The 25,277-nt window shown below is 35.5% G+C and carries 13 protein-coding genes and 4 pseudogenes; 3 read left to right on the top strand and 14 right to left on the bottom strand.

Annotated features, from left to right (window positions below; all coding sequences use genetic code 11):
* The 7 genes and pseudogenes from AVJ19_RS13645 to AVJ19_RS22795 all read right to left on the bottom strand — a co-directional run.
* A partial coding sequence (locus AVJ19_RS13645; protein WP_111860228.1) for an ATP-dependent nuclease occupies positions 1-1,526 on the bottom strand: 1,526 nt, incomplete at its 3' end.
* Between the two features lie 258 nt (positions 1,527-1,784).
* A pseudogene (locus AVJ19_RS13640) lies at positions 1,785-2,997 on the bottom strand (IS3 family transposase).
* 114 nt (positions 2,998-3,111) lie between these two features.
* On the bottom strand, positions 3,112-4,410 hold the full coding sequence (locus AVJ19_RS13635; protein ID WP_111860225.1) for a site-specific integrase: 1,299 nt from the start codon (positions 4,408-4,410) through the stop codon (positions 3,112-3,114).
* 93 nt (positions 4,411-4,503) lie between these two features.
* A complete protein-coding gene (locus tag AVJ19_RS13630) occupies positions 4,504-5,391 on the bottom strand; it encodes a hypothetical protein (RefSeq protein WP_111860224.1) in 888 nt (295 codons plus the stop codon).
* On the bottom strand, positions 5,388-7,418 hold the full coding sequence (locus AVJ19_RS13625) for a tyrosine-type recombinase/integrase (protein WP_111860223.1): 2,031 nt from the start codon (positions 7,416-7,418) through the stop codon (positions 5,388-5,390). The genes AVJ19_RS13630 and AVJ19_RS13625 overlap by 4 nt, the downstream gene beginning before the upstream one ends.
* Positions 7,411-9,615: a hypothetical protein gene (locus AVJ19_RS13620; protein ID WP_111860222.1), complete on the bottom strand. Its 2,205-nt coding sequence runs from the start codon at positions 9,613-9,615 to the stop codon at positions 7,411-7,413. The genes AVJ19_RS13625 and AVJ19_RS13620 overlap by 8 nt, the downstream gene beginning before the upstream one ends.
* Before the next feature lie 53 nt (positions 9,616-9,668).
* Positions 9,669-9,813: pseudogene (locus AVJ19_RS22795) on the bottom strand (DNA-binding protein).
* A gap of 646 nt (positions 9,814-10,459) precedes the next feature.
* On the opposite strand from AVJ19_RS22795, the pseudogene AVJ19_RS13610 reads away from it, so the two are divergent.
* A pseudogene (locus AVJ19_RS13610) lies at positions 10,460-11,310 on the top strand (IS5 family transposase).
* Between the two features lie 786 nt (positions 11,311-12,096).
* Here the strand turns inward: AVJ19_RS13610 and AVJ19_RS13605 are convergent.
* The 5 genes from AVJ19_RS13605 to AVJ19_RS13585 all read right to left on the bottom strand — a co-directional run bounded on the left by AVJ19_RS13605 (position 12,097) and on the right by AVJ19_RS13585 (position 21,341).
* Positions 12,097-13,446, bottom strand: coding sequence for an ISL3 family transposase (locus tag AVJ19_RS13605; RefSeq protein ID WP_111860227.1), 1,350 nt, complete (start codon positions 13,444-13,446; stop codon positions 12,097-12,099).
* A 12-nt stretch (positions 13,447-13,458) separates the two neighbouring features.
* Complete coding sequence (locus AVJ19_RS13600; protein ID WP_111860221.1) at positions 13,459-16,743, bottom strand: type I restriction endonuclease subunit R; 3,285 nt, start codon at positions 16,741-16,743, stop codon at positions 13,459-13,461.
* Between the two features lie 17 nt (positions 16,744-16,760).
* Positions 16,761-17,867, bottom strand: a complete 1,107-nt coding sequence (locus tag AVJ19_RS13595; RefSeq protein ID WP_111860220.1) for an Abi family protein — start codon at positions 17,865-17,867, stop codon at positions 16,761-16,763.
* 142 nt (positions 17,868-18,009) lie between these two features.
* Positions 18,010-19,332: a restriction endonuclease subunit S gene (locus AVJ19_RS13590; protein ID WP_111860219.1), complete on the bottom strand. Its 1,323-nt coding sequence runs from the start codon at positions 19,330-19,332 to the stop codon at positions 18,010-18,012.
* A gap of 2 nt (positions 19,333-19,334) precedes the next feature.
* On the bottom strand, positions 19,335-21,341 hold the full coding sequence (locus AVJ19_RS13585; RefSeq protein ID WP_111860218.1) for a type I restriction-modification system subunit M: 2,007 nt from the start codon (positions 21,339-21,341) through the stop codon (positions 19,335-19,337).
* Positions 21,342-21,508: 167 nt separating this feature from the next.
* On the opposite strand from AVJ19_RS13585, the gene AVJ19_RS13580 reads away from it, so the two are divergent.
* On the top strand, positions 21,509-22,174 hold the full coding sequence (locus AVJ19_RS13580; protein ID WP_111860217.1) for a hypothetical protein: 666 nt from the start codon (positions 21,509-21,511) through the stop codon (positions 22,172-22,174).
* Positions 22,175-22,446: 272 nt separating this feature from the next.
* Here AVJ19_RS13580 and AVJ19_RS13575 read toward each other — a convergent pair whose 3' ends face one another.
* Positions 22,447-23,244 carry a deoxynucleotide monophosphate kinase gene (locus AVJ19_RS13575; protein WP_111860216.1) on the bottom strand — a complete coding sequence of 266 codons (798 nt, stop codon included), beginning with the start codon at positions 23,242-23,244 and terminating at the stop codon, positions 22,447-22,449.
* A gap of 164 nt (positions 23,245-23,408) precedes the next feature.
* Here AVJ19_RS13575 and AVJ19_RS13570 point away from each other — a divergent pair.
* Positions 23,409-23,720 (top strand): annotated as a pseudogene (locus tag AVJ19_RS13570) (dTMP kinase); the annotation flags it as partial.
* Positions 23,721-23,836: 116 nt separating this feature from the next.
* Here the strand turns inward: AVJ19_RS13570 and AVJ19_RS13565 are convergent.
* Positions 23,837-25,024 (bottom strand): ammonium transporter, encoded by a 1,188-nt coding sequence (locus AVJ19_RS13565; protein WP_111860215.1) that lies wholly within the window; start codon positions 25,022-25,024, stop codon positions 23,837-23,839.
* Positions 25,025-25,277: the final 253 nt, after the last annotated feature.

The following is a 25,277-nucleotide window of genomic DNA, read 5'->3' as shown; positions in this document are numbered from 1 at the left end:
AATTCTAAAGTCCATTGCTCAGCAGCGTAATATTTAACATTTTGATTCGTTTTTTCATTAATTTCTTTTAGTTTATTAGTTATTTCACTTTCTAGTACTTTAGATGATTTGGGGTTGTAGTCTTCGCCAACTTTTTCATAAGTTCTTACATCGGAATCTGTAATCACTGCAACAGGAATAGTCATATGAGGTTCTTGCTTTCGAAGAAAAATATCGACAAAGTGTTGAAATCCAACACCACCAATATTTACGACAGATATACCTTTGGCTGTTAAATCAATTTCTATAGCTTTAGCAAAACTTGGAATTAAAATTTCTTCCGCCCATCCCTCTACTAGAATTACTCCTTTAGCAAAGAATAGGTTTGACTTAGTGGTGTCGAGAAATTTTTCTAGATATTTATAACTATCAGGCTTTAGCATTGTGTATTCTTTCCCTAAAGGAAAAGCATTGCCTTTATTACATAGAATTAAATTTTCCAGTGGAACTTTTGACGCTAAATTAGGGCTATGTGTTGAAAGAATTAATTGAATATTTGTTTGTCCTTGTAAAGCTTCAATCACTTGCATTTGAGCTTGAGGGTGTAGGTGTGCTTCTAGTTCTTCAATCAATCCTAAACGTAAACCATGCCAATCTTCTTTATTTAGGTGAAGCAACTCCGCTGCCATAAAAAGTCGATTTAAAGTTCCTAAACCTACATTTCTTTGTGATTCTAAAAAAAGAGAAAATTTCTCTAAAATACTTTTTAGTTCTGTTGCAGAAACATTAAATTCAGTAAAAATACCTTCGTTATAGAAATCTTTAATGTAACCATCAATTTTATCTTTAATTGCTTTTCCATCTTCATAAGTTTCTGTTGCAGTATTACCATCTTTATCTATAAAACTTATTTCTTCACCTTTAAAATATTTTTTTAAATTTGTATTCAGACCTTCAAACATATGAACAAGTTCATGATTTTGCTCTTTGTTTTTAAAAGTAGGATCACCCAATAAAATTTGGGAAAGCCGAGAGTTTCGTTTTGAAACTAACTCATTTTCGGCATCTCTTAAAGGTCTTAAATATGTTGTTTTAAGATATTCTTTAGCTTCGGCTGTTAGTAAATAACCCTCTGAGTCTGTACCTGCCTTTACATCTGATGGATTAATTTTGTTTTTATTACGCGTAACATCATAATTTAACTTTAAAAATGTTTGGGTATCAGCTCCAGTACCTTTCCATCCTAACCATTCTGTAAAATTTTTAGCTTCATCATCAGTTAAGCCACAAAATTCAAGTTCAATTCTAAATCGTGTAGAGCCATCAAAAAAATCTTTATCTTCTACCTTGATGTAATCGTAGCTATGAGTTTTTAAAACCAATTTAATGGCATCTATGATTGCTGTTTTTCCCGAATCATTTTCACCAATTAGCACATTAAGACCTTTTGTAAAGTTAAGGTCTAAATTAGGTTTTGTTAGATCAAATGTAGTGGTAACTTTACCGTATTTTCTAAAGTTCCAAAGTTTTATGTTTGATAAGTACATAAGTTATGCTATTTAAAGTCAGTAAATTCTTGTATAAATTATTTATATCATAAGTTTCTGATTTAAAAAATAAATCCATTATGAACTTTAGTACCCTTAGCCTTATTTTTTCTCTATTAAGATTGTCTTAATAAATAGGACGTTTGATTAATTTAGATATCATGTAGTGGCTTAATAAAGTTGGAGACCCAATTAGGCGAAAATGTATTCACCTAAGAGGTGCTAGTTACTTGTATTAGCCCCCGTAAAAACGGACAGTTAACTCGCTAATTTTAGCGACAGAAATTCCCGAGGGGATTTCATTTTTAATCCACTATGTGGATGATTGCAATTGTAATCTTCTATCCATAATGGCAAAGCGTTAAGCACAGTTGCAGCATCTGGAACATCATTAACATAAACGTAATCCCGTTTGAATGTCTTCACAAATGCTTCCGCCATCCCGTTGCTCTGTGGACTTCTAATCGGTGTGGTACAGATCTGAAAGCCAAGTGCATGTGCATATTGCCGTGTCGATTTCGCAATATAACAACTGCCATTATCTGTCAGCCATTCAACTGGCTGAGGCAAATAACTGACTGCACCAAAGCGTTTTTCCATGCTCTGTACAAGTACATCACACACCATGTCACTACTGATGCCCGTGGTGGTTGCAAGATAACTCATGATTTACCGATCGCAGCAATCCAGGCTAAAGATTACCCGTACTTTCTCGCCATTCCAGCACTTGATCTCAAAGCCATCTGAACACCAGCGGCTGTTTGAAACAGATACTGCAACTTTCCCATCATGCGTCCGATCATTCTTAATGGCTCAGCTCGCGTGAGAAGCAACTGATTCTGCTTCATAATCCGGTAAATACGTTTAGGGTTGCCCCGGGCAAGTTTCATCACATGCTGTTTCAGATAACGGTTTAAATGAGCAGTCACACGCCGATAGCCATTACTCGGCCGTTGATCACAGATCTCCCGAATGATGGGCAATAAAGCCATATCATCAGTCTTACAGTATCGTAAACGAGAAGCAGCATCTGGCTGCTTCAATCGCCGATAAAGATTAGATCTCGACACCCCCAAGGTATGCACTATTTGTTGTGTTGGGTATCGTCGCGTGCTAAGAAGGGCATGTGCGATATGTACTTTGTTGCTTGGGCAATCTCTAAGGCATCTTTGAGAATTTCAGCCTCTACAGTTTTACGGCCCAGCATTTGCTCCAGTTGTTTGACCTTTTTTAACAGCGAGTTATAGTCAGATACACTAACAACTTGATCATTGGCTTCCACGGCAGTGACTCCACCATCCTGCATAAGTCTTTTCCATTTAAACAGCAAACTTGGCGAGATGCCATACTGTCTGGCAACAGAAGAAACGGATGAGCCTGGTTGCATGGTCATGGCAACAAATTGGGCTTTTTCCTGACCTGAATAACGTCGACGACGCTGAACTGATGTAATAACTTCAATACGTTCCATAAAACACTCCCTAACCCTAGTGCTATGACTAGGTCTTAATTCATAAGTGTCCGTTTTAATTGGGGGCTATTACAATGTGGTAAAGTGATTTCTAATTTTTTTCCTAACAAACAATTATTTAGATATACTTTTAGGTTCCATTTCTTCAAGTCTCTCTTGAACTGTCTTTTGAGGTGATATAAGCAACTCATGAATAGTGCCACAGTGTGCTGAATAGACTAGTCTTGCCATATCGATGTAATTCTTATAAGTGGTTTCTAAGTCATCATGCCCCATCTGATTTCTTAATGCTTCTGCAAAAGCTGCATAAATAACTTCTGAGGAATCATTGAGAAGCTTTGCCTTAAAAAATTCAATTGCAAACATAGTGGGCCACCAATGCCTAGCTTCATAAAACGTAATTTTTTCTCTAAAATCTGAGTATGATTTCTTTGCTTTTAATTTGGCATCATTTGAGCGTCTAGAAATCATTATAGGTGTTATAGGTTTGCCTGATTTATTTAAAAATAAGATTGAAGGTGGGCATTCAACACCATATTTTTCTCGATATAATTTTCTTCTTTCATTATAAAAAGGCTTGATATAAGTATCGTCCAGTTCTTTTAGATCATTGATATTAACTCTAACTTTTCGATGTTTATTTCCTTTGCCTATTACTTTAAATTCTATGGTACTTTTATCTTTATCCATCTCAGAATAGGGCATTATATGTTTATTCTCGCCATTTCCAAGGTATGGAAATTGGACCAGTTCCATAGGGCGCATAGCAGTACCTAGAGAAAGCTTAAATAAGGCAGAATAGGCGGGATCAGTATAAGCATCAATCAAAGCCCTAATTTCTCGATTTGTGATAAGAGACTTTGAAGAGCTTTGTCGTCTTTCTTTATCTAGAGTTTTTATATTTTTAGTATCTAAGATCTGTTTAGCTTTTTGTTGAATATAATTAAGCATTCTTTCACTTTTGAAATCAGCAATCCAGTCTTTATGTTGTATAGATACATTTGTTATATAACCAACATTATTTAGCCATTTGAAGTAATTTAAAATAATCTTTGCATCTTCAAAAATTGTCGCTGAAGTGGGTCTAATAGACTGTTTTTGAACTCGTTTTATTTGGCGATAAATTTGCCATTTTCTGATGTCGCTGTTATCAGCAATAACATGATATTTACTAACATCAATATTATGGAATTTTTCCTGAGTAGATAAATATGAATAGAATTGAGATATGACATTTGCATATCTTTTGGAGGTGTTAATGACTCCATTTGTTTCATAGTATAGAAATAAATTAGGATGGCTGAGTAGAATTTTTTTGTCATCGGGTAATAAAGCTTTTAAAACATAATGCTGACTATCATTAAGTGTATCAACACTTTTATATTCGATCAGTGTGGACTGTATTTTTATCATTAGTCCCCCTGATTGATTCGATATTGGCATACTTTTTTGAAGCCATCTTGCACTGAAGGTATGAATGGTTTATCAGCTGCCTGTAATTCCATCTCAGGGATATTTTTGAAAAAAAAATTGACGCTGTGTTTTAATGATGGTCTCTGACTCTGAATGAGGAATATAGATTTGTATTGTTGGTTGGTTGTTTAGCTTCTTCAAGATTAATTTTAATTCTGATCTTGAGTGTACTGGGAGTTTGACAAACAAATGAAAGGTATCTGAATCGAATACATAACGTTGGACAAATTTATTAAAACTACATAGATATCTTTCCATAAATATGATGATGATAACTTCTCTATTGATGGAAAATTTATTTAACTTTGTTATCATACGATTAATAGCACTTTCTTTTTCCTCTTCAAAAGCATCAATATCATGATTATCTGTATAATTTTTAAAAATTAACTCAAAATTTTCGTCCAAAACGTCATGTTTGGTAGAGAATGAAGTGGTTACAGATTCACTAACTTTTCTTATTTGTTGTTTGCTCAATTCTGTTTGTAAAAAATTGATCTTATCTAGTAATTTTTCATTATGTAAGCTTTGTTTCTGCAACTGTAATCTAATAGAATCTACATCATATAAAGTAAGATCATTATTCATCATTGACGTTGTCAAACTATTTTCTATATTAGCTATTTCTTTGCGATTATTTTCTTTAATTTCATTAAGTTTATTCTGCAGTTCAATAATTCTTGACTGATAGCTAGATAATAAGCGATTGTAAGAAATTTCATCCTCACCTTTAATTAACTCACTAATAGGTTTTTCACTGCTTATATAGGGTTTTAAATCAGAATAATATCTATTAAATGCCTGTCTAGATATTTCTACGATTGAACAGATATCCTGTATTTTTAATTTAATGCTAGGGTTCTTCACCTTTTCTTCAATGATAGCATTAATAATTTTAGATCTAGTTAGTATTGAGCTCATAATTGTACTATATCCATTTTACGAGCCTTCTTAACTTTATAATGATTCATATCTAAGTTTTCTAGGTGTTTTTCATTTGCTGCGAGTTTATTGCGAATCATTGCTTCTGCTTTCTTGCCAATGTTATCAGTAGACTCTAAAACACGGTGGTAAAAGTTAATGTTGTCAGAAATAGCTTTCCTGGATTTTTCTAGGACAACACAATATTGGCAATCCAGTTGGCAATTATTCACATCAGGGATTAAAAATTGGTCTGAATTATCTTTTTCTACATGACATGGAAGGGGGGCATCTTTTTCTATTTTACCGCTATGAATACAATAGGTGCCTAAAGCGGATCTGTGGATAAATAACATTTCTCCACTAGAAAGCATATGTGATACATAATTCATGATTTGGAGTTTAAGTTGCTTTCCAACAAACTTTTCTGGAATAGTGATCATTGCGTTAGCAATTCTTTCGGCCGATCTCCCCGAATAAGACTCATCTCTAATGCTTCTTACTATCTCATGAAAATCCTCCGTAAAATTTACTTCAATCGCTTCTGCAATTGTGCTAACCATAAATGGGTTTCTAGATATATATTTCAGTGTCATTGCATAGCTTTCATGACCAAATAACATTCGTATTAAATCTATATTCCTTTCACTTTGATTAATTAAGATTTCAGCTACAGTTTTTCTAAATCTATGATTATGAACTCTTTCTACTCCAGTAAATTGTCTAATCTCATTTGTGATGAGCGTAATTTGTGAATTTGTGAAATTATTTAGAATCTTTCTGCTTTTGTTTGACTGAAATAAATAACCATTCTTATTAAAGTCAGATAAGCTCTTTAAATGTCTAAAGGAATCTACGCAGTCACCGATAAAATAAGGAACAGGCATTAATTCTGTTTCACCTAGATAATTTGGGTCATTAGTTGTTTTGAACCTTGTAATGTTGATCCAATATTCATCGTTATTATCTTTGTAGATATCAGCTAACTTGGTTTGGCCAATTTCTCTAGCTCTCATTCCTATAGTGAGACCAATAAGTATAAACAGAGCATTTCTCACATGATCTAGAGCTACCGCATATTGATTTTTCCATGTATAGCAGTAGGGTTTTTGATGATTTTTAAGGTTGTTTTTATTATAATTACTAATGCTTGACATTATATTGATTTTATTAATTGTAATATTTGTATTCTTCTCAAACTCTTTATCAGGCTTCGAACAATAAAAATTAGCCTTGCTATTTTTGGTTAAAGCTATTTCACTAAGATAATTACGTACTTTTATTAATTGGGGTAATGCAATCTCAAGCCAAAATAGCGAATATTCTATTAATTTTGAAAGTTCATCCTGAGAAAATGGAAGCCATGTAGATAATGTGCCCTGAAAATGATTAACAACATCCTTGTGCCTTTTTTTATTATCAACAGATGTGGGATCTATATTTATCCTATATATTTTGGGTATAGCTCCTTGAGAAGATAATGATAGCCATAATCTAATTATGCGAAATAGTGAAGAGTAATGTCTTACAGCATCATTATTATTTTTTGCTCTATCAAGTGCCTCATTTAACATTGCTGGAGTAATACAATTAATATCAGATGGGTCATCTGGAGACAAATGATTGTGTTTAAAAACATAGGAAATGAAAGTATTAAAAATTTGAGCATAAGATTTGGTGGTGCTGTAACTTTTGATATTGCCAAAAATGCAAAAATCTGGGATTAGGTAATACAGTAATGCTCGTTTAAGACCATTGTATTTTTTGTCTTCATTGTAAAAGTAAATCTTTGTAGGATTTTTGCCAGTCGTGTATTCGAGTAACCATATATTGTCTTTATATAAAGAATATTCGGAAATAGGAATGTCTTCATCAGGATATTCACTTAGTTTTACAGAAAGTGAAATGACAGAACTAGCCATTTCCCCCCCTGTAGTCTCTAAAATATGCTTGAATTCCTCATCAGCGATATTACTCTGATCTTTCTGTAACGATTCAATGGTAAAATATTCATCAAGATCAATCATAATTGTCCTCAAAAATTACTTTTAAATCATTTAAGTTTCTAGGTAGCAAAGGTGCATTTTTTCTTTGGTACCTTACGGATTCTCTAATGTGATCATCATCATTCCAATTATCTAAAATAGACTCAATAATTAATTTTTCTTCATTTAGTGTTGAGTCAGATTCATAGATATCAGTCATTAAATCATTGATATGTTGAAGCCTTTCCATGAGATAGGGAACGGATTCTTCAAAAAGCCGAACTTGTTTACAGAAAATACAATTTTGAATTGAATAACATTTTTCACCATTGGAAATTTTATTTTCTGAACCATTCCATGTAGGTTCATATTGATTAAAGCATCCCCATAAGTTATTTCTTTGTCCAGGGATGTGAAAAATCTTTAATCCATGATTTGTGCTTGCATCTTGATTTGCTTTTGCTCCAATAATTCCTTTGAATTCTCTATTTCTAAGTAAAGCTATGACTTTTTCTTGTTCAATTCTTAATCGTCTTTTCCTATCTTGTTTTGCTACGCCAGAATTATCGTAATATCGATCAGTAGTATCTTTGGTGTTATGTCCTTGTATTAGTCTAATCACTGTTAAAGGAAGCTCTTTACGTTTGATTTGAATCCAAGTAACTCGAAGTCTCAGGGTGAGATCACCAATTGCTGAAATTTGCTTGCCATTTTCTTCAATTTTATGTTTGTTTATAAAATGTTTAATCGCTGTTTGGAAGGCTTTATTCTGCGATATTGAAGTATGTCTTCCTCCTTTAGACACCCAGTCAGCCCAATATCTAAGACATAGAAATAGTGGGTTTAAATCATCTTTTTGATGATGCATATGAATATAATCAAAGGAATATTTTTCAAGCGGTAAAGTAATATTTTTTGCTAATTGAATAATATTATAGATTGAATATTTATCCTCCTTATTACTTGGAGCTATAAATTCCTTAGCGTTAATATAGGGAAGGGTAGAATCTTGGCTTCTATGCTTTTCTGAGAAGATAATAGATTGATTTTCATTTAAAGTACCGCTTAATACATGCTCATAATTGTTTGGATTAATTGCTAAAATAGTTTCTTTGTTCCACCCTGTCTGAAGTGCTAGCATTAAGTAAATTGCAGCTGAATCAATCATAGAAGGAAAATACATTCCTAGAAAATCATCCCAATTTTTTATTTCTGGGTGCTTATATTTTTGTGGTGAACGAGATATTCGTAAGATCAATAGTTGGATAATATCTTCACACTCTCCTATCTTAATGCAAGATTCAGCCGAATATTTTGTATCAATTTCATCTAAAGTCTTTTGCATTGGATAGCCATTAGCAATTAATGTTTTTAATCCTCTTACAACATCGAAATTCCAATTGCATAATCCAAATCCTTCCTGCTTCCTTAATTTTAGGATTATTTGAGAAGTATCTATTAACTTTTTATCTCTTTCATAAATAACTTTGAATTTTTCGAGCATTGTAGAATCAGGTTGTTGCATTAATTCTAACAGCTCAGTATCGATGCAATTTTTTAGTTTTACAGATAGACTTCTTACAGTAAATTTATTAATGATCTCTTTACTAAGTATCATCTCATACCATGCAAAAATGCGCTCTTTAGTCATGGGGGGAGATATTTCTAAAAGAGCTTCTGATAAGGTATATGGCTCTGCTTTTTTAACCTTTTCAATGAAATTAACTTTTTCATAAAGGCGATCAATTTCTAATGTTAAGGTTTGTGTCAAATCATTATAACAATTTTCATCTAAAGGCTCTGTTGGCTTGTTCTTGCTTTTAAAAGCAGTAACATTAGGTAATAAAGGGATTGGTATTAACTTTGTTTTTTCAGCAAAATCAACAATTGCTGCTTTGAGTTTTGATGCCATTTCCAGAGTAATTTTGTTTTTTTGGCAGTGTCTTATAAAAGCCTTAAAGTTTTCAAATTGTACTTTTGAAAGTGAATCTACTTTCAGTTTAAGTGGTTGGTTTGTATTGTATAGGTTGATGAATATAAAGAAATTTTCAATTGCTTGATTCAATAGGTGACCTGACGATTGTGCTCTATCTTTTGAATTAAACAGAAACATTGCATGCAATTCAAAGCACAGTTTATTATTGAGATCAAAGTTAGGAATGTTCAAGTATCTTGCTTTGATAGTGTGATTAGAAGATGTTTTAACTGAAGTAATGTTTCGAATGTCTAATTTATTCATTTTTGTATTGTTCCTATATAATATTTTATACTTATTTAAATTAAAATATTAACTTAAATTTTTAATGTATATTCCTTGATTCCTAACTTTATTGCTATTTTATGAATTTTACTACGTTGTGGGACTTTATTTTTTTAATATTATATATACAAGATTGGAGGAGAAGTTGTTATCCCTTGCCCATTCTGCAATTGAAATTACTGAATTATAAAAACTACCTCTAACTTATTTGATTGTCTTGACCATATATAAAATTAATTTTGAATAACTTTGACGAATAATATGTTTTTTTAAAATTTAATGCAAGTTGTTTTTTTGTATAATTCATTGTTTTTATTAAAAATAGTTTAAATAATGATTTATATAATACTGGAAAATTATTTGATAAAATTATCCAAAAAATTAATTTTAACTTCATAATTATTTTATGAAAATAGATTTTATCTCTTAAGTAAAATAATTTAAAATACAGTTTATGGTGTTTTAAAATAGGTTAAATTATGAATGTTTGATGGAGTGCTTTTCTCTAATTGTATGTTTGAAAATATTTTTTTGCGAAAAAAGTTGATAATATTTTTATAAAGTGGTTATAATTAATTTTTTAATTATGTTATTTCTGGAAATACAATAATTTGGATTTTGAATGATTAAAGATCAATAAACCATTTTTAAAACTATATACATAAATTCTATTTTTTTAAGGGGAATAGAGTCATTTGATTATAATATTTTAGTTGAAAGTATTTAACCTTTTAATCCTTTATGTTGTTTTTTCAAGAGTTTTTGAAAAAATATCTGCAAGAGGAGGTATTCTTAAAGCCTTCTTTAGCAATATAATTTTCACATGAAGAAGCCGACACCTAAAATCTACCGCACAACGAATTGGTCTGCTTATAACCGAGCATTAATAAATTGAGGAAATATCTCGATTTGGTTTGATCCTACGACTCAATGGTACGCTCACCCACAGGGCAAACACGGACGAAATCAAACTTACTCTGACGCAGCTATCCAATGCTGCTTAATGATTAAGTCTCTATTTAGATTGTCTTTGCGAATGGTTACTGGTTTTGTCCAAAGTCTGATTAAGCTTTGCGGATTAGATTGGATAGCTCCGAATAACAGTGATATTCGTACTCCACACTGTGCAGAAGACAAAGACATATCGATATTGCGGTTGGCTATCAAAAAAGTGGTGATGGTCTCCATCTACTCGTGGACTCTACTGGCTTGAAGTTCCTAGGTGAAGGTGAATGGAAATGCAAGAAACATGGATCTGAATATCGTCGCCAATGGCGTAAACTACATATTGGTATAGATGCTGAAACCCTTCAAATACGGGCTGTAGAACTCACCACAAATAATGTCAGCAATTCACAGGTACTCAATAATTTACTTGATCAAATTCCACAAGAAGAACAAATGGACTCAGTCTATGCTGATGGTGCTTATGATACAAAGCGACGCCGTCAATTGATTTCATCTAGAAAATCTCATGCAGTTATTCCCACCAGAAAAAATGCAAGACCTTGGAAAGAAACAAAAGCACATTCTCAAGAGAGAAATGAATTACTTCGAACAGTTAAACATTTAGGTAGAACACTATGGAAAAAATGGTCAGGTTATCATCGTCGAAGCTTGGTTGATCCTTATAGCGCTTGGCAACGAGGCACGAATGAATTACAAATGGCTTAATCAGGCAATATATTAGAAAAGGCAGTGATTTAAATCTCTATACAGATGAATATATTTTAGAAATCACACAACGTATTAATCATCGCCCTAGAAAAAGACTCGGCTTTAAAAGTCCGAATCAGGTATTATGCCAACAACATGGTGTTGAACTTCAAATGCCAATCTAAGTATTGAATTAATTAACAAAATTTACTCTAAAATTGATCCACATCCGTCATTTAAAACAATCAATTTCGTTTGTCTTTTTCCTGAAAATGAGAAACCGAGGTTAGAAATCTATCTTCACGAAGATGAAGATAGTGTTATTTGCCCTACTTTTTATTTTAGTGCAGCTCAACTTGATATTCTTAGTTAAGTATATTCTTAGCTCGTGCGCTCCATGTAGAGCATGAAGGTCGGCCTGTAGAAACTATACTTATTGATGATCCCATCCACTCTATGGACTCTATAAATATTCTTTCTACTATTGATCTTTTACGCAATATTTCCACTCGATTTGGGCGGCAAATTATCTTATCAACTCATGATGAGAATTTTTACGAGCTTTTAAAGGTCAAACTTCCTTCAAAAAATTATCGATCAAAGTTCATGAGATTAAAGTCTTATGGAGTGGTATTAAATTAACTATGGCTATAAGCGTCCGCTGCCCCTACTTTTCTTATTTGCTCAATATCCCGATAATGTCCATTATTTATTAAATGGGCATTATGTTTATGGGGGATTACCATGGGAGCGCTTGATAAGGTATGTTTAGCGAATGCTTCCAATTAAAGCCGGCTATTTGCATTATATGGTTGAAATTAGTTCTTCATCCAAATCTTCATCATCGCCATACAATTCAACCAAGGTTGGAATATAAGCGCCATATTCCAACTTAGTTTTCTCTTGCTTGGTTGGAAATGCAGTTAAACCCTCATAACCTTTGGTTGATTTTAATGAAGATGATGGAGTCTTTAAAGTTGTAATAGATCGAGCCACTTTGTTATATAACAATTTTGCTCGAAGCACCTCAAAGGTATTTCCTCGTCCCATTCGATTTGCGACCTTTGTAATACCATTATGCCCCTCAGTATAAGCATTGGTAATTCTTATTGGCGCATCCCAATAGGTAAATATATCCTCAAAGTTATTATTCACAGTTTTAGCAACGTCACGAAAAGACTTTAAATACTTGGGAATACTGCTTTCCCATTCATGAAACCTTTGTATGGCATCGTCTTTGGTTGTTGCTTCATAAATATTATAAAACTGCTCTTTGAGGTCATAAGCTTCCTTAAATTCAGGATGCCATTTTTCTAAATTTCCTAAAATTCTTTGTTGATCTTCGGTCAATGAATTTGGTTGTCTTAGCAGTATCCATCGTAAATGTTTTTTCATATTCAGTCGGGAATCACGATCCAAACTACTTTGTAAAGCTTTACGTTCAGTGTCTAAAGCTTCACTTGCCATTCTCACTACATGAAACTTATCAATAACCAACTTGGCATTTGGTAGGTGCAGACGGAATGACTTTTTGAAGGGTCGCCACATATCATTACAAATCCATTCTACTTTGTCTGCATCAGGCAGTTTGGCGAAGTATGGTAGCAAGGTATCTTGAGTTCTTTCGGGCAGCATGTCATACAAGCTGTTCATAGCTAGGTTAGTAATGACACAACGATATGAACCCATCAGCATGAGTTCATCAATACCCATAATCGTTGGGGTTTCAAACTTTACATCACGTTCTAATTCCTCTACAAAATCAAGCGTAATGTTTTTAATGGTATTGACCACCACCCCCGTATCTTCGGCAAGTTGCGTAAAGGTTCGATCTAAGCAACGCTTGCGTACTTGCTGAATCAGCCGATGGGTCGCTCTACGTTTTTCATCTAAGAAACTCAGTTGAGGGGTAATCATGCTTTTGCATTCAGAACAGCGATAGCGTGTTCGTATCACCTCAATTTTTACAGGTTGCATCTGCAAGGGGGTATCAGCAAAATGATTGATACGCTGGCCGTGCTTATATAAGCGTCCACCGCATTCAGGGCATGTTTCCAAATGCTCACCGCTTGGCTGTACGGTAATCATAATACAGCCATCTTCATTACGGTAATCTATCGGCTGTACACCTTCCAGTTGCAGAATATCAATCATGTCCATACTCCGTTATGTTAGACGATGCACATCAATGGTTTCACCATCTTTTAGCAGCTTATACAGTACCTTGATCACGTTCTGCATCGCTTGTGCATCGGTCTTGAGCAACAATGCTGATAAGTCTTGATGTGAGGTCAGTGCTTGAATAATTGCGCCTTTCGTTGCCGATGGTAGGTTGCCTTGCAAGGCTGTGGATTCAGGATTATTTTCAATCTGAGCCATAACTACATCGTTATTTCGTAGAATGGTTACTAAATGATTGATGTACACCACCTGTTCTTCACGGGTAGAAATATCCCCAAAGGTCTGTGCAATCAGCTCGATCACTTCTTTGAGATAAGTCATTTTGTTTGGCTGCAAGTCACCGTTCGCTGTGCCTTGGATGGGGGCTAATGGTTGAGGTTCATCCGCTTCGGGATGATCGGTATCATCGGTTTTAAGTTTCTTTTTAAAGATGCCAAAGCCAGTCAGTACCAAGCCTGAAATATCAATTTCTTTAGCAGACATACCATTTAATCGTTTGGATAAGAGCTTGGTAAATGCCGAGAAGTTTTCAAGTTCAGGATCGCCAAAGTCAATAAGCTGTGCCACATAGGAATAAATACGGCTAAACTTATCCAAATTGCCCTTAAAGCGCATCAAGGTTTGTAGTTCTACGTCTAACTGCTTGCGCTCAAATTCCGCTTTTTCTGCGCCTTCATCATTGCCGTCTGCTTTGGCTTGATCAAATGCGGTTTCCTGTAGCTCAATCGCCTGTTTGAGCATTTTCAGTTTTTGGTTAAACAGGCGGGCGACACGATCTGTTGCTTTAAACAGGTCGGGATGTGTGGTTTCTTTGAAATCATGATTGCTAATATCGCGGATAGTTTTAAAACGAGCTGCTTTAAACTCCTCCAAATCATCCTCGGTAATCAGATCAAGTTCTTCAATATTATCTTTGATGGTATAAACCACATTCGGGTCTTGTACATCAACCATTTTTGCCCCGTTGTCGTACTTCTTGAAGCACTTTAAAATCCATTCAGGGTCATTTACAAAGTCAATTACAAAGGTTTGATCTTTGCCTGTGGTGGTACGGTTTAAGCGTGACAAGGTTTGTACCACTTCAACTTCATTGGCAATCACTTTATCAAGATACATGGCGCAGAGTTTGGGTTGGTCAAAACCTGTTTGGAATTTATTCGCCACTACCATTAAACGATATTCAGGGCGGTCAAATGCGATGCGTAAATCAGAATTAGGTGCATCGGCATTCATATTGGCTTCGGTAAATTCAGCATCTTCACCAACTTGAAATAGCGCCCCGTTTTCGGTATCACCATCTGCTTCATGGCTAATCTGTTTGCCCGTGAGCTTACCCGAAAATGCCACCAAGACACGGTAGGCACTGTATTCAGGGTTATCTTCAATATATTTTTCCAAGGCAATTTTATAACGTGCTGCCGCAGGGCGTGAACTGGTCACGATCATGGCTTTGGCTTGACCATTAAGCAAATTGGCAACATTGTGGTGAAAGTGTTGAATAATAAACTGCACCTTTTGCGTGACATTGGTCGCGTGTAAAGCCATCCAACGGGCTAAGGCTTTCTTGGCTGCTTTAGAATTGACCCGTTTATCATCATCAACAGCTTCACCGCCGAGTTTAAAAGCTGTTTTATAAGGCACGTAGCCTTGCAGTACATCTAAAATAAAGCCTTCTTCAATGGCTTGACGTTGCGGATATAGATGGAAGGATTCAGGCAAGTTATCATCACTGGCAGGCTCACCATTTTTAGTGCGCCCAAACAACATTTTAGTCGAGTGTTTTGGAGTTGCAGTAAAGGCAAAGTGACTGATGTTTTTGGACTGTACACGGGCTTTTTGAATCTGCTCAAGCAATTCCTCAACAGTCAGGTTAGCCATTGCTTCACCCGACTGCAATGCCAATGTCGCTTGCAGTTTAGATGCTGTTGAGCCTGTTTGCGAGGTATGTGCTTCATCAATCACAATACCGTAGTTACGGTCGCTTAAACTGGTATTGGTCAGAATCGCTTCCATCACATGCGGGAAAGTCTGAATGGTCACAATAATGATCTGTTTATTGGACAACAGTGCATCTTCAAGCTGTTTGCTTTTCGATTTGCCTGCATGTTCTTTGTCATCACGGTTAATTGCAGCAATTAAGCCTTTCTGATGGTCTAATTGTTGAATCGCTTCCTGTAACTGGTCATCCAGTACCGTTCTGTCTGTCACCACAATGACGGAGTTATAAAACGGTGTACCGTCATTGTGACGCAAACGCACCAGTGAATGACACACCCAAGAGATTGTCGATGTTTTGCCTGAGCCTGCACTGTGTTCACACAGATAATTCAGTCCTACGCCTTTTTCTTGCACATCGGCAATGATTTTATTGACCGCATCAAATTGATGATAACGCGGGAAAATCAGGCGTTCCTGTACCGTCCAATTACCATATAGATCGACTTTATTTTTCTTTTCCACATAGACAAAGTTATGGAATATTTTCAGCCAATTATCACGTTGGCAGACATAATCCCAAAAATACGCCACTGGATAATCTTCACCTTTGGCTGCATCCGCAGGGGGGTTGCCTGCATGTCCCTGATTACCTTTGTTAAACGGCAAGAAATAGGTGTTTTCACCATCTAAAGCCGTGGTCATGGCAATTTCAGATTCAGACAAAGCAAAATGCACAATTGCACCACGCTTAGGTGTCAGCAATGGCTCTTTACGTCTTGTTTTCGGGTCTATCGGTTTGCGGTCATTTTTATACTGCTCAATGGCATCTTCTAAAGACTGGTTAAACTCGGTCTTAATTTCTACCGTTGCCATTGGCAAGCCGTTAATAAAGAATACAAGGTCTAAAATGCCTGCATCTTTAGAAGGGTGATATTTAAGTTGTGGTACAACACGTAAAATATTGGCGTTATAGCGGTCAATGACAGCTTGATTGCGTCCATCTTCGGGTGCGCTTTCACTGAGGTCGATTGTGCCTGCGCCCGCCATGCTAAAGCCATTACGAAAGATATGGATTGTGCCTTTTTTATTCAGTTCATCATCCAAGCGGTCGATGATGCGTTTTTCGGTATTATTGCCATTCAAGGCTTGCAGTTTTTCCCACTTTTCAGGCTGTGTGGCTTGAATCCATGTGATTAAATCTTCGGGATAGAGTGCATATTCGGTATGATAATTTTTACTTTGCCCAACCACCCAACCTTGCGCTTGCAGTTTTTGCACAATATAGGCTTCTAAGTGACTTTCGTAATGGGCTTTGTCTGCCAAAATATTCATGCTTTTTCCCCTAATTTTTAATTCTGTTGTAATGCCTGTTGCCAAAATGGGTCTTGATGCCATAACTCAGGCATTCCCATATTGGCTTTAGAGAGTGATGGATACTGCTCAATTAAATCTTTGAGTCGTTTTGCCCATGTTGAATTTGGGCTGATCTTATAAAGTAAGGTTTGTATTGCCACCAAAAGCATATAGGTACGCTTCTCATAGCGAATCGCGGTATTACTCAATATGATTGGTTGTTGAAGCCATTGAATTGCATTTGAAGTTGGAATCTTAATGCTGCGCCCATGTTCTTTATTCCATAGTCGGCTATGGTGGGCGCAAATATTGCGTACATCATTCAGGGTTTTCAGCCATGATTCTAAAACTTCGGCATGTATTCCTAAGTTTTGAGCAATCTGTTTTTTGGCTTGAGTCGATTTGAGTCCAACATAAAGATGGCTGAGTTCACCCCAAGTCAGCATTTCAATCATCATCCACGAAGGCGGTAATTTCGGGCTGTCATATTTAGATAAATAGTGGCGTAAGAAGTTTTCTTTACGCACTTTGTCTTTTAAAGCATCTTTATCAGCTTGCGAGAGTGGGCGTTTATCAATGGCTTTCTCGTCACGTATCAAGCGTTCTTTTTCATCTAATAATTGCCGTTCAATACTGGCAAGTAAACGCATGTGGGCATAGCTATAATTAAAATGCTGTTCATCAGTGTACCAAAAGGCATTGCCTGATTGATGGCACAGTACATTACAAATTTGTGCCCGTATAGCGACTTCGATACGTTCAATCGCATCCATGACCAAGAGCCTTAACTCCCGATCAAAGATATACAGGTTGAGTACATCATCAAATGAAGTATCTACTTTGTATTTATGAGGAATAATACGGGCTGTAAGGGGTAAATAAATAAAAGGAATTTGACTTTTAGGAAAATGAACATTCTCGTTAGGTGACAAATAAATATTATTTACTATCTGAAAAGGAATGGTATAAGCCGATAAACGATAGTAGCCAATAAAGCTTAAATAGCGGTCTGCCCGTACAAGATCAGGAATAGTTAAACCACGGTCTTGCCATGTTTGAAGATGCTCTTGGTTGCTTTTTGCCTGTTTAGTGAATTGAACCATCATCATTTCTCAGGCAAAAAAACCTGCCGATTTGTGCGTGAACAAGCGAACTTGAACCTAGGCATGGCAGGTATGTTGAATAGAATAATGCAATATTTATGTACCAAAGTACATAAATATTGAGCCATGATCGAAAAATTCATTAACAGAACTCCCGAATATCAATTTTCCCTGTAACAGCATGGGAGATAATCGAAGAACGATATTCTTTAAGCTTTTCGATTAGTTCTATTTGCTTGGCTTTTAATAATGATATTTTTTTACATTCATTATCTAAATACCTAACAATTAAATCTTGTTCATGAACTGGCGGCAGCCAAGAATATATGTCTTTTAATATACCTTGGGTAATACTAAAAACTTTAATACCTTTAACTTGTGTTTGAATTTGTTTGCGATGTGCATTTGAATCAAATATGTATGCAAAGAATCTCGGTTTTTGTTTCGATTTTAAACGAGCAATAACAGTATGATACCCTGCGAAAACTTGGGAATTACTATTTAAATATGAGAAATTACCTGAACCTTCAAAATCTTCTGATGTATCAGCAAATATAAAATCACCACTATTCAAAAGGCAGTTTTTTGAGGTTTCTAAATATTCTTCTGACACAAATTTCATGTCATTAATCTCAGGGTTAAATTCAAATCCAAATTTTGAATGTACTTCCCCATAACTTACACATGGAACTCCATTTTCCTGTAAGTTTTCTTTAGTGATACTTAGACCCTTACTAAAATTGAAGATATGCCTGTTTTTTAATACTGTCCAATGCTCAGGCACTTCCCCCAACCATTCCACACCACTGTCTTTCATGGGTGCATTAGGATTTAAACCTTTAGTGACAGCATGAGAAATAATCGACTTACGCTGTTCTTCTAAAAGTTCGATTAACTTTTCTTGCTTGGCAATGAGGTTGTCAATTCGGGTGGTTTCCGTATCGAGGAATGCAACGATTTTTTGTTGTTCATCTAAAGAAGGAAGCAATAAGTCAATATGGGTAAATGCTTCGCTCTCCAAATCCCATTGATTAACTCGTATCCCTTTTGAATAGTTTTTATAACTTTGAATGTAATACGCAGAACGAATCAGAAAATGAATATATTTTGAGTGATATTCAGCTTTAGGTTGGTAAATATAATATGCAGGGCTAACAATACCTCTTAACTCAGAGATAGCAATAGAGCCTTGCCATGCTTTCATTTTATTGATGACAAGATCATTTGCACATACAAGCTGATAAGGAGTTAAATCTTCTGATGCTCTATTATGATTATCATCCCTACTATCTTTAGGAATAACACCATAATCACGGTAAACAGAAAGTAAGCGTTCAGTTGGAAAGTTAGTCCTTTTAATACGCTTAAATAAACTCCAAATAGGTTTTTGTTGCCAATGTTCAGGTACATCACCTAACCATTCCACACCACTTGGTTTATAACTTGGGTATTGCTTAAACTGCATCTTTAAACCTCCCCAAGCAATTGCGCCACTTCGGCAGATAGCTCTTTAATTTCAGCCATAATCTCATTCGGGTGGCGTGGCTGCTCGAATACATAGAAATAGCGGTTAAAATTAATTTCATAACCCACCACACCGACTTGACCGTCTTTGGCATCGGTATAAGTGGTATCAATCACCGCATCAGGCGCATGAGGAAGTACCTCTTTCGCCATATAGTCCTGAATATTCTGATTTAACGGAATATTTTCATAATCAGTCAGGTCACTATCCATTTGCACTTCACCGTTAATTTCTACGGCTTCTGCATCAGGATTTTGCACCCCAAACGCAGCGATCAAGGCATTTTTTAAGCCTTTGCTGACTTTGCTGAGTGGTAGTTTTTTCAGGAATGTATTCTCAAACCAAGCATAGTCTTTGCTGTCACCAAACTGCTGTTCAATATAAGCCGATACTGAATTTTGATCACTATCTGATAACTTGCCAAATTCTTTTGATTCTTTAAATAGTTCAAGTTTTTCCGCATCAAATTGCAGATCAATGCGTAGAGGACGCAAGACTTTGACTCGGCGGTAGCCAAAATCGGTATAGTCAAAAATCTTACTCACCGAACTTTCTTCAAAGTCGGCATAAATACGGCTAATTTCATCAATGGCATCTTGGTCAATAAACTTGCGTTTGTTGCCCTCATTCTTACGCATGGATGAACCCATGCCTGTTGCATCAATGAGCTGCACTTTGCCTTTGCGCTGCTCAGGTTTACGGTTTGAAATTAACCAAATATATGTACCAATACCTGTACGGAAGAAAATATCAGTCGGCAATGCCACAATTGCTTCGAGATAATCATTTTCTAAAATGAATCGTCTAATTTCCGACTCGCCTGAGCCTGCACCACCGTTAAACAATGGTGAACCTGATAGCACAATCGCACCACGACCACCACCATTTTCAGGCAGTTCTAGTTTGGAAATTAGATTTTGTAAAAAAAGCATTGAGCCGTCACTGGCTTTAGGCAAACCCGCACCAAAACGCCCATTTAAGCCTTTTTCTTTATGCTCTAACTGTACGGCTTTGGCATCGTTTGCCCAAGACAGTCCAAAAGGCGGATTGGAACATTGGTAATGAAAACGCTGATCTAAAAAATGATCTTTGCTTAATGTACTGCCTAATTTGATATTTTTGGAAAGATCACGACTTGGGTCAGATTCTAATTTTTTGAGTAACATTGAACCCAATGCGACAGCATGAGTTTCTTCTATCAGCTCTTGACCATAAGGCACAAGTACAGGAGCAACACTATATCGGTCTTTATAGCCTTCTACATAGTTCATCATGTCGGTTAAAAAACCCGAAGTACCACAGGTTTGATCGTAGATGGTACGAATTAAACCGTTCTTTTGTTCAAACAGCTCATTATCAGGCTCAAGCAATAAAGTTGCTGCTAAATGCACAATATCACGCGGAGTCATGAAGTCCTCAGACCCCGTACCGACTTCTGCACCAAACTTCGCAATTAAATGTTCATAGACATTACTCATGGTACGGTCAGGCACAACATTCGGATGTAAGTCGATGGCAGCGAAATTATTGCAAATACGCAGTAATAGATTGGCTTTGGCTAATTTATTAATTGTTGTATTGAAATCAAATTGTTCAAAGATGACACGTACATTTTCAGAGAAATTGGCGATGTAATCTTCAAGATTAGCTTTGGTTTTTGTACCACCTAAATTAGAAAGATTATAGGTGGATTTGTTATAAAACGGATTTGTACTGACATTGGTTAGAATGTCATCAATGGCTAAACCTTGATCTTTAAATTGCGTATAAGTGTTGAGAACCGCTTCTTTCGTTGGCTCAAGTACACATTCCAAACGTCTTAAAATCGTAAAAGGTAAAATCACCTTGGCGAAATCTATATGCTGAAAGCCACCTCCACGAAGGTCATTGGCATTACTCCAAATAAAACTAGCGAGAGTAGATTCGGTATTGTTTGGTGCAGAAGCCATTTTATTTTCAACCTTATTTTGCAATACTTAAATATTATGCAATAAACGTAGGTTTTTCAACCTTGAAATGCAATATTTAAAAATTTCAAATCTGACTACTTTTTCATTTCATAATAAAGACTTAATGTTAAAATTTATCACAGGATAATCATTAGGCTTGGTGTGAGATGCCAAATAAGCAAGAAAAAATGACAGCATTTGGACAGTTTCGTATCTTAAAAATTGGAACAAAGTATATTCAAGCTGAACTGATCGGTAGTGTAAAAAATTATCAAGCCCAACTTGTCAAAAATACCGTGCTATCAGATATAGAAATAGGTGCAACCATTTTTCTGCGAGTAAATGATCAATCTACCCAAAACAGATACGGCACTAAAGTTCAGTTTGAACCAATTGAGCTTTTAACTGACCAAGCTGAAATTGAGAAATACATTTTGGCTGACAGGAAGCGAGTAGCAGAAATTTACATTCAAGCAGCACAAGAAAATTTGGATAAAGGTTGGTATAGCGGTGATGCCATAGATAAGGCACTATTTTTTAGCGCAAGCCATCCAACTTATAAACCAATCAATATTGAGCTACGCCACAGACGACTCAAAAATATAATTCATGCTTGTTGTAATTATCAGCACAAAACAACAGCACACTTCATTCATTTGTGTCGGGCAACTATAGATATGTACAAAGATGAACAACGATTGAGTGATGTGGAATTGAGCCAGTTTGAACAAAGCATCATTAAGATTCAATCCGATTTAAATTTATCAGAAGAAAATTCTCAACAAAAAGCAAATGAGTATTTGAGTCAACTAAAAGGATTATTAAAAAGCTAAATTCACTTTCAACCTTATAATGCAAATTTTAAAAATGATTAGCTCAAGTAGTTTCAACCTTAGATTGCAAAATTAGAGTTTGTTAAGTTAAAAATAAGGTGAGATTTATAAAAATCCCACCCTAAAATGCAAATAGCCTTAAAGCCTTTAAAACAATATAGTTATGAAATATTTAGGCAATAAGGCTAATGTTAATTATATAAATTGAGATTGAGTAGCCTACATTGTAAAGGGGTATTGGTAGGCTACATGACCATAGTTGATAGATTTAGTTAATAATAAGCATTCCATTCTTTTTGTACAGCTGCTTCCAAATCCATTAAGGAGCCATTGTTGTTAATAATGATGTCTTCTGGTTTAATTTCTATTCCTCTTTCAGAAGAATGACTTATCACTTTTGTAGCATTATCTCTCTTAATATGCCATATCTTTCCATTATGAGACCGTATAAAATCAGCTTCATTTTCAAATCGAACATCTTTGATTATTACAATATTATCATTACCATAGACAGGGATTTCTTTTGAAAAAAATGTCAGAGGTCTTTCGCTTCTCAAAAAATCATAGTCTTTGAATTCTTTATAAGTATGATTATAAAGAAAGTTGATCATTTCATTTGGTGTCATATCCCAATATTCAATTTTATTATTTATTAATAAAGGGTTCCATGCTTCATCTTGAGTAATTCCAAATATGGCCTGAGCAGCTAACTTGAACGGCGCTATAGGGTCAGTGAAGTCTACTTGTGATTTATCTGATTTATCAGTCTTATATTGTTTGAATGCCAAATTGGCTCGTAATAGCCAATGATCTGAGTTTAAATCTCTAAGCCAATCTGTTCCAACGGTTTGAAAAATTTTTCTAGGTGACCATCCCCAATGTGGTATCACTTTTTCTTTTAGATCATCATGCCAAGTCTCTGCATCGGTAAGTCCAAATAAAATTTGGCACCCGAGTTTTAGAGGATCAGCTAATGCATATGTAGCTACTCCTTCATGCTTTAATAACATAGAAGCGACAGTATCTTTCCCTGACCTAGCTACAGCTGCAATTCCGATGATCTTAGTCATTCTCAATTTAGTTCCTAATACCTAGTTTAGATATTATAAGACATCTTCAACATAGATTCTTTTGACTCTAAAGAAGTTTATTAATTTAAGCTGTATAAAAGTTTACATTATAACTAATTAGGATATAACGATGTTTGTTTACTTATTTTTAGTTAGGAATATAAGATTCAAGCTTTGCTTATCAATGTGCAGGGCGTGGTTTAAGCCGTGAAAAGTTACAGCTTTTAAATCAGAATTTTGTTGCAAGGATGCCTGATTTAACTTTTTGGTTGGATGCACCGATTGAACTGGGGATGACCCGTGCGAGAGAACGTGGTGCTTTAGATCGTTTTGAGCAAGAAAAAGTCGCTTTCTTTGAGTCAGTGCGTTCAGGCTTTGTTGAAATTCATGCACGTGAGCCTGAGCGGATGAAACGTTTGGATGCTACACAAAGTCAGGATGAGGTATTTGCACAAGCGTTGAGTTATTTACAATAATTTAAGCTTAATCACAATTTTTCCAAATTAAAATCGCTTGACCATAGGGAGAAATCACAGGAACCCAAGCTTCAGTGATTTCATCCAAAATAATTATATCTAAATCAAAAATATGTTTAAAAAATAGCATCTTCTGAATTTGCAGAAATTTTATGAATGGATAGGTCAGCACCACGAAATTCATCTTCTTGACTTAAACGAATGCCCATTGTGACTTTTAAAATCCCATAGACTGCAAATGCACCAACTATAGCAATAATGATCGCAAAGACAGTTCCTAATATTTGCGACATCATTGAAACGCCCCCTAAACCACCGAGCCATGTTTGACCAAATAAACCTACTGCGATCCCTCCAAAAGCACCGCATACACCATGTAAAGGCCATACACCTAATACATCATCTACTTTAAGTTTGTTTTGGGTATAGGTGAATAATTTAACAAAGAAGAAGCCTGCAAACATCCCAATCATTAAAGCCCCAATTGGATGCACAATATCAGAACCTGCACAGATTGCGACCAAACCTGCTAATGGACCATTATGTAAAAATCCCGGATCTTCTTTGCCAAAGAAATTTGCTGAAATCGTACCACCGACCATTGCCATAAGTGAATTGATCGCCACTAAACCTGAAATGGCATCTAAACGTTGTGCACTCATAACATTGAAACCAAACCAACCGACAATTAAAACCCATGAACCAAGTGCAAGAAATGGGATAGATGATGGTGGATGTGCGCTCACACGACCATCTTTTTTATAGCGACCATGACGAGCACCAAGTAAGATTACAGCGATAAGCGCCATCCAGCCACCCATGGCGTGAACAACAACAGATCCTGCAAAGTCATGAAAAGATGCACCAAAGGTATGCTTTAACCAATCTTGTATGCCAAAGTTACCATTCCATGCGATACCTTCAAAAAACGGATAAACCAAAGCAACTAAAAATAAAGTTGCAATTGCTTGGGTACGCATTTTGGCACGCTCAGCAATACCACCAGAAATAATGGCAGGAATTGCTGCAGCAAAAGTCAGCAGGAAGAAACAGCGCATCAAGTTATAGCCATGCTCTGCTGAAAGTTGTGTCCCTGAATGGAAAAAATGCTGACCATACGCAATGTAATAACCGACAAAGAAATAGGCGATCGCTGAAATCGAAAAATCAGTTAAAATTTTACTTAGCGCATTGACCTGATTTTTATGGCGCACTGTACCAAGTTCTAAAAAGGCAAATCCTGCATGCATTGCAAGTACAAGAATTGCACCGAGTAAGAGAAAGAGTAGGTCTATATTTTGCATAAGGGCTCTGATTTGGTGCTATGTGTCACAGTTTGGTTCAAGTATAACGAGCTATTTGTGGGCGTGAAGAGGGGATGATAAGGAAAAAAATGATCAAAAATACAAAAGAAGATATAAGACTCGATATAAAGCAAAACATTGCACTAAGTTGGATTTTTTGCACCATAATGGTGCATTTTATTTAAAATAATTTTATTTTAAATAATTGAAATATATTGGTTTATTTATTTTTTGAAAATTTACTTTGTCAAAT

The sequence above is a fragment of the Acinetobacter sp. CFCC 10889 genome (assembly GCF_003268395.1).
GTDB lineage: Bacteria > Pseudomonadota > Gammaproteobacteria > Pseudomonadales > Moraxellaceae > Acinetobacter.
The sequence above is the reverse complement of the archived record's forward strand: the minus strand, read 5'-3'. Positions and strand labels throughout refer to the sequence as shown.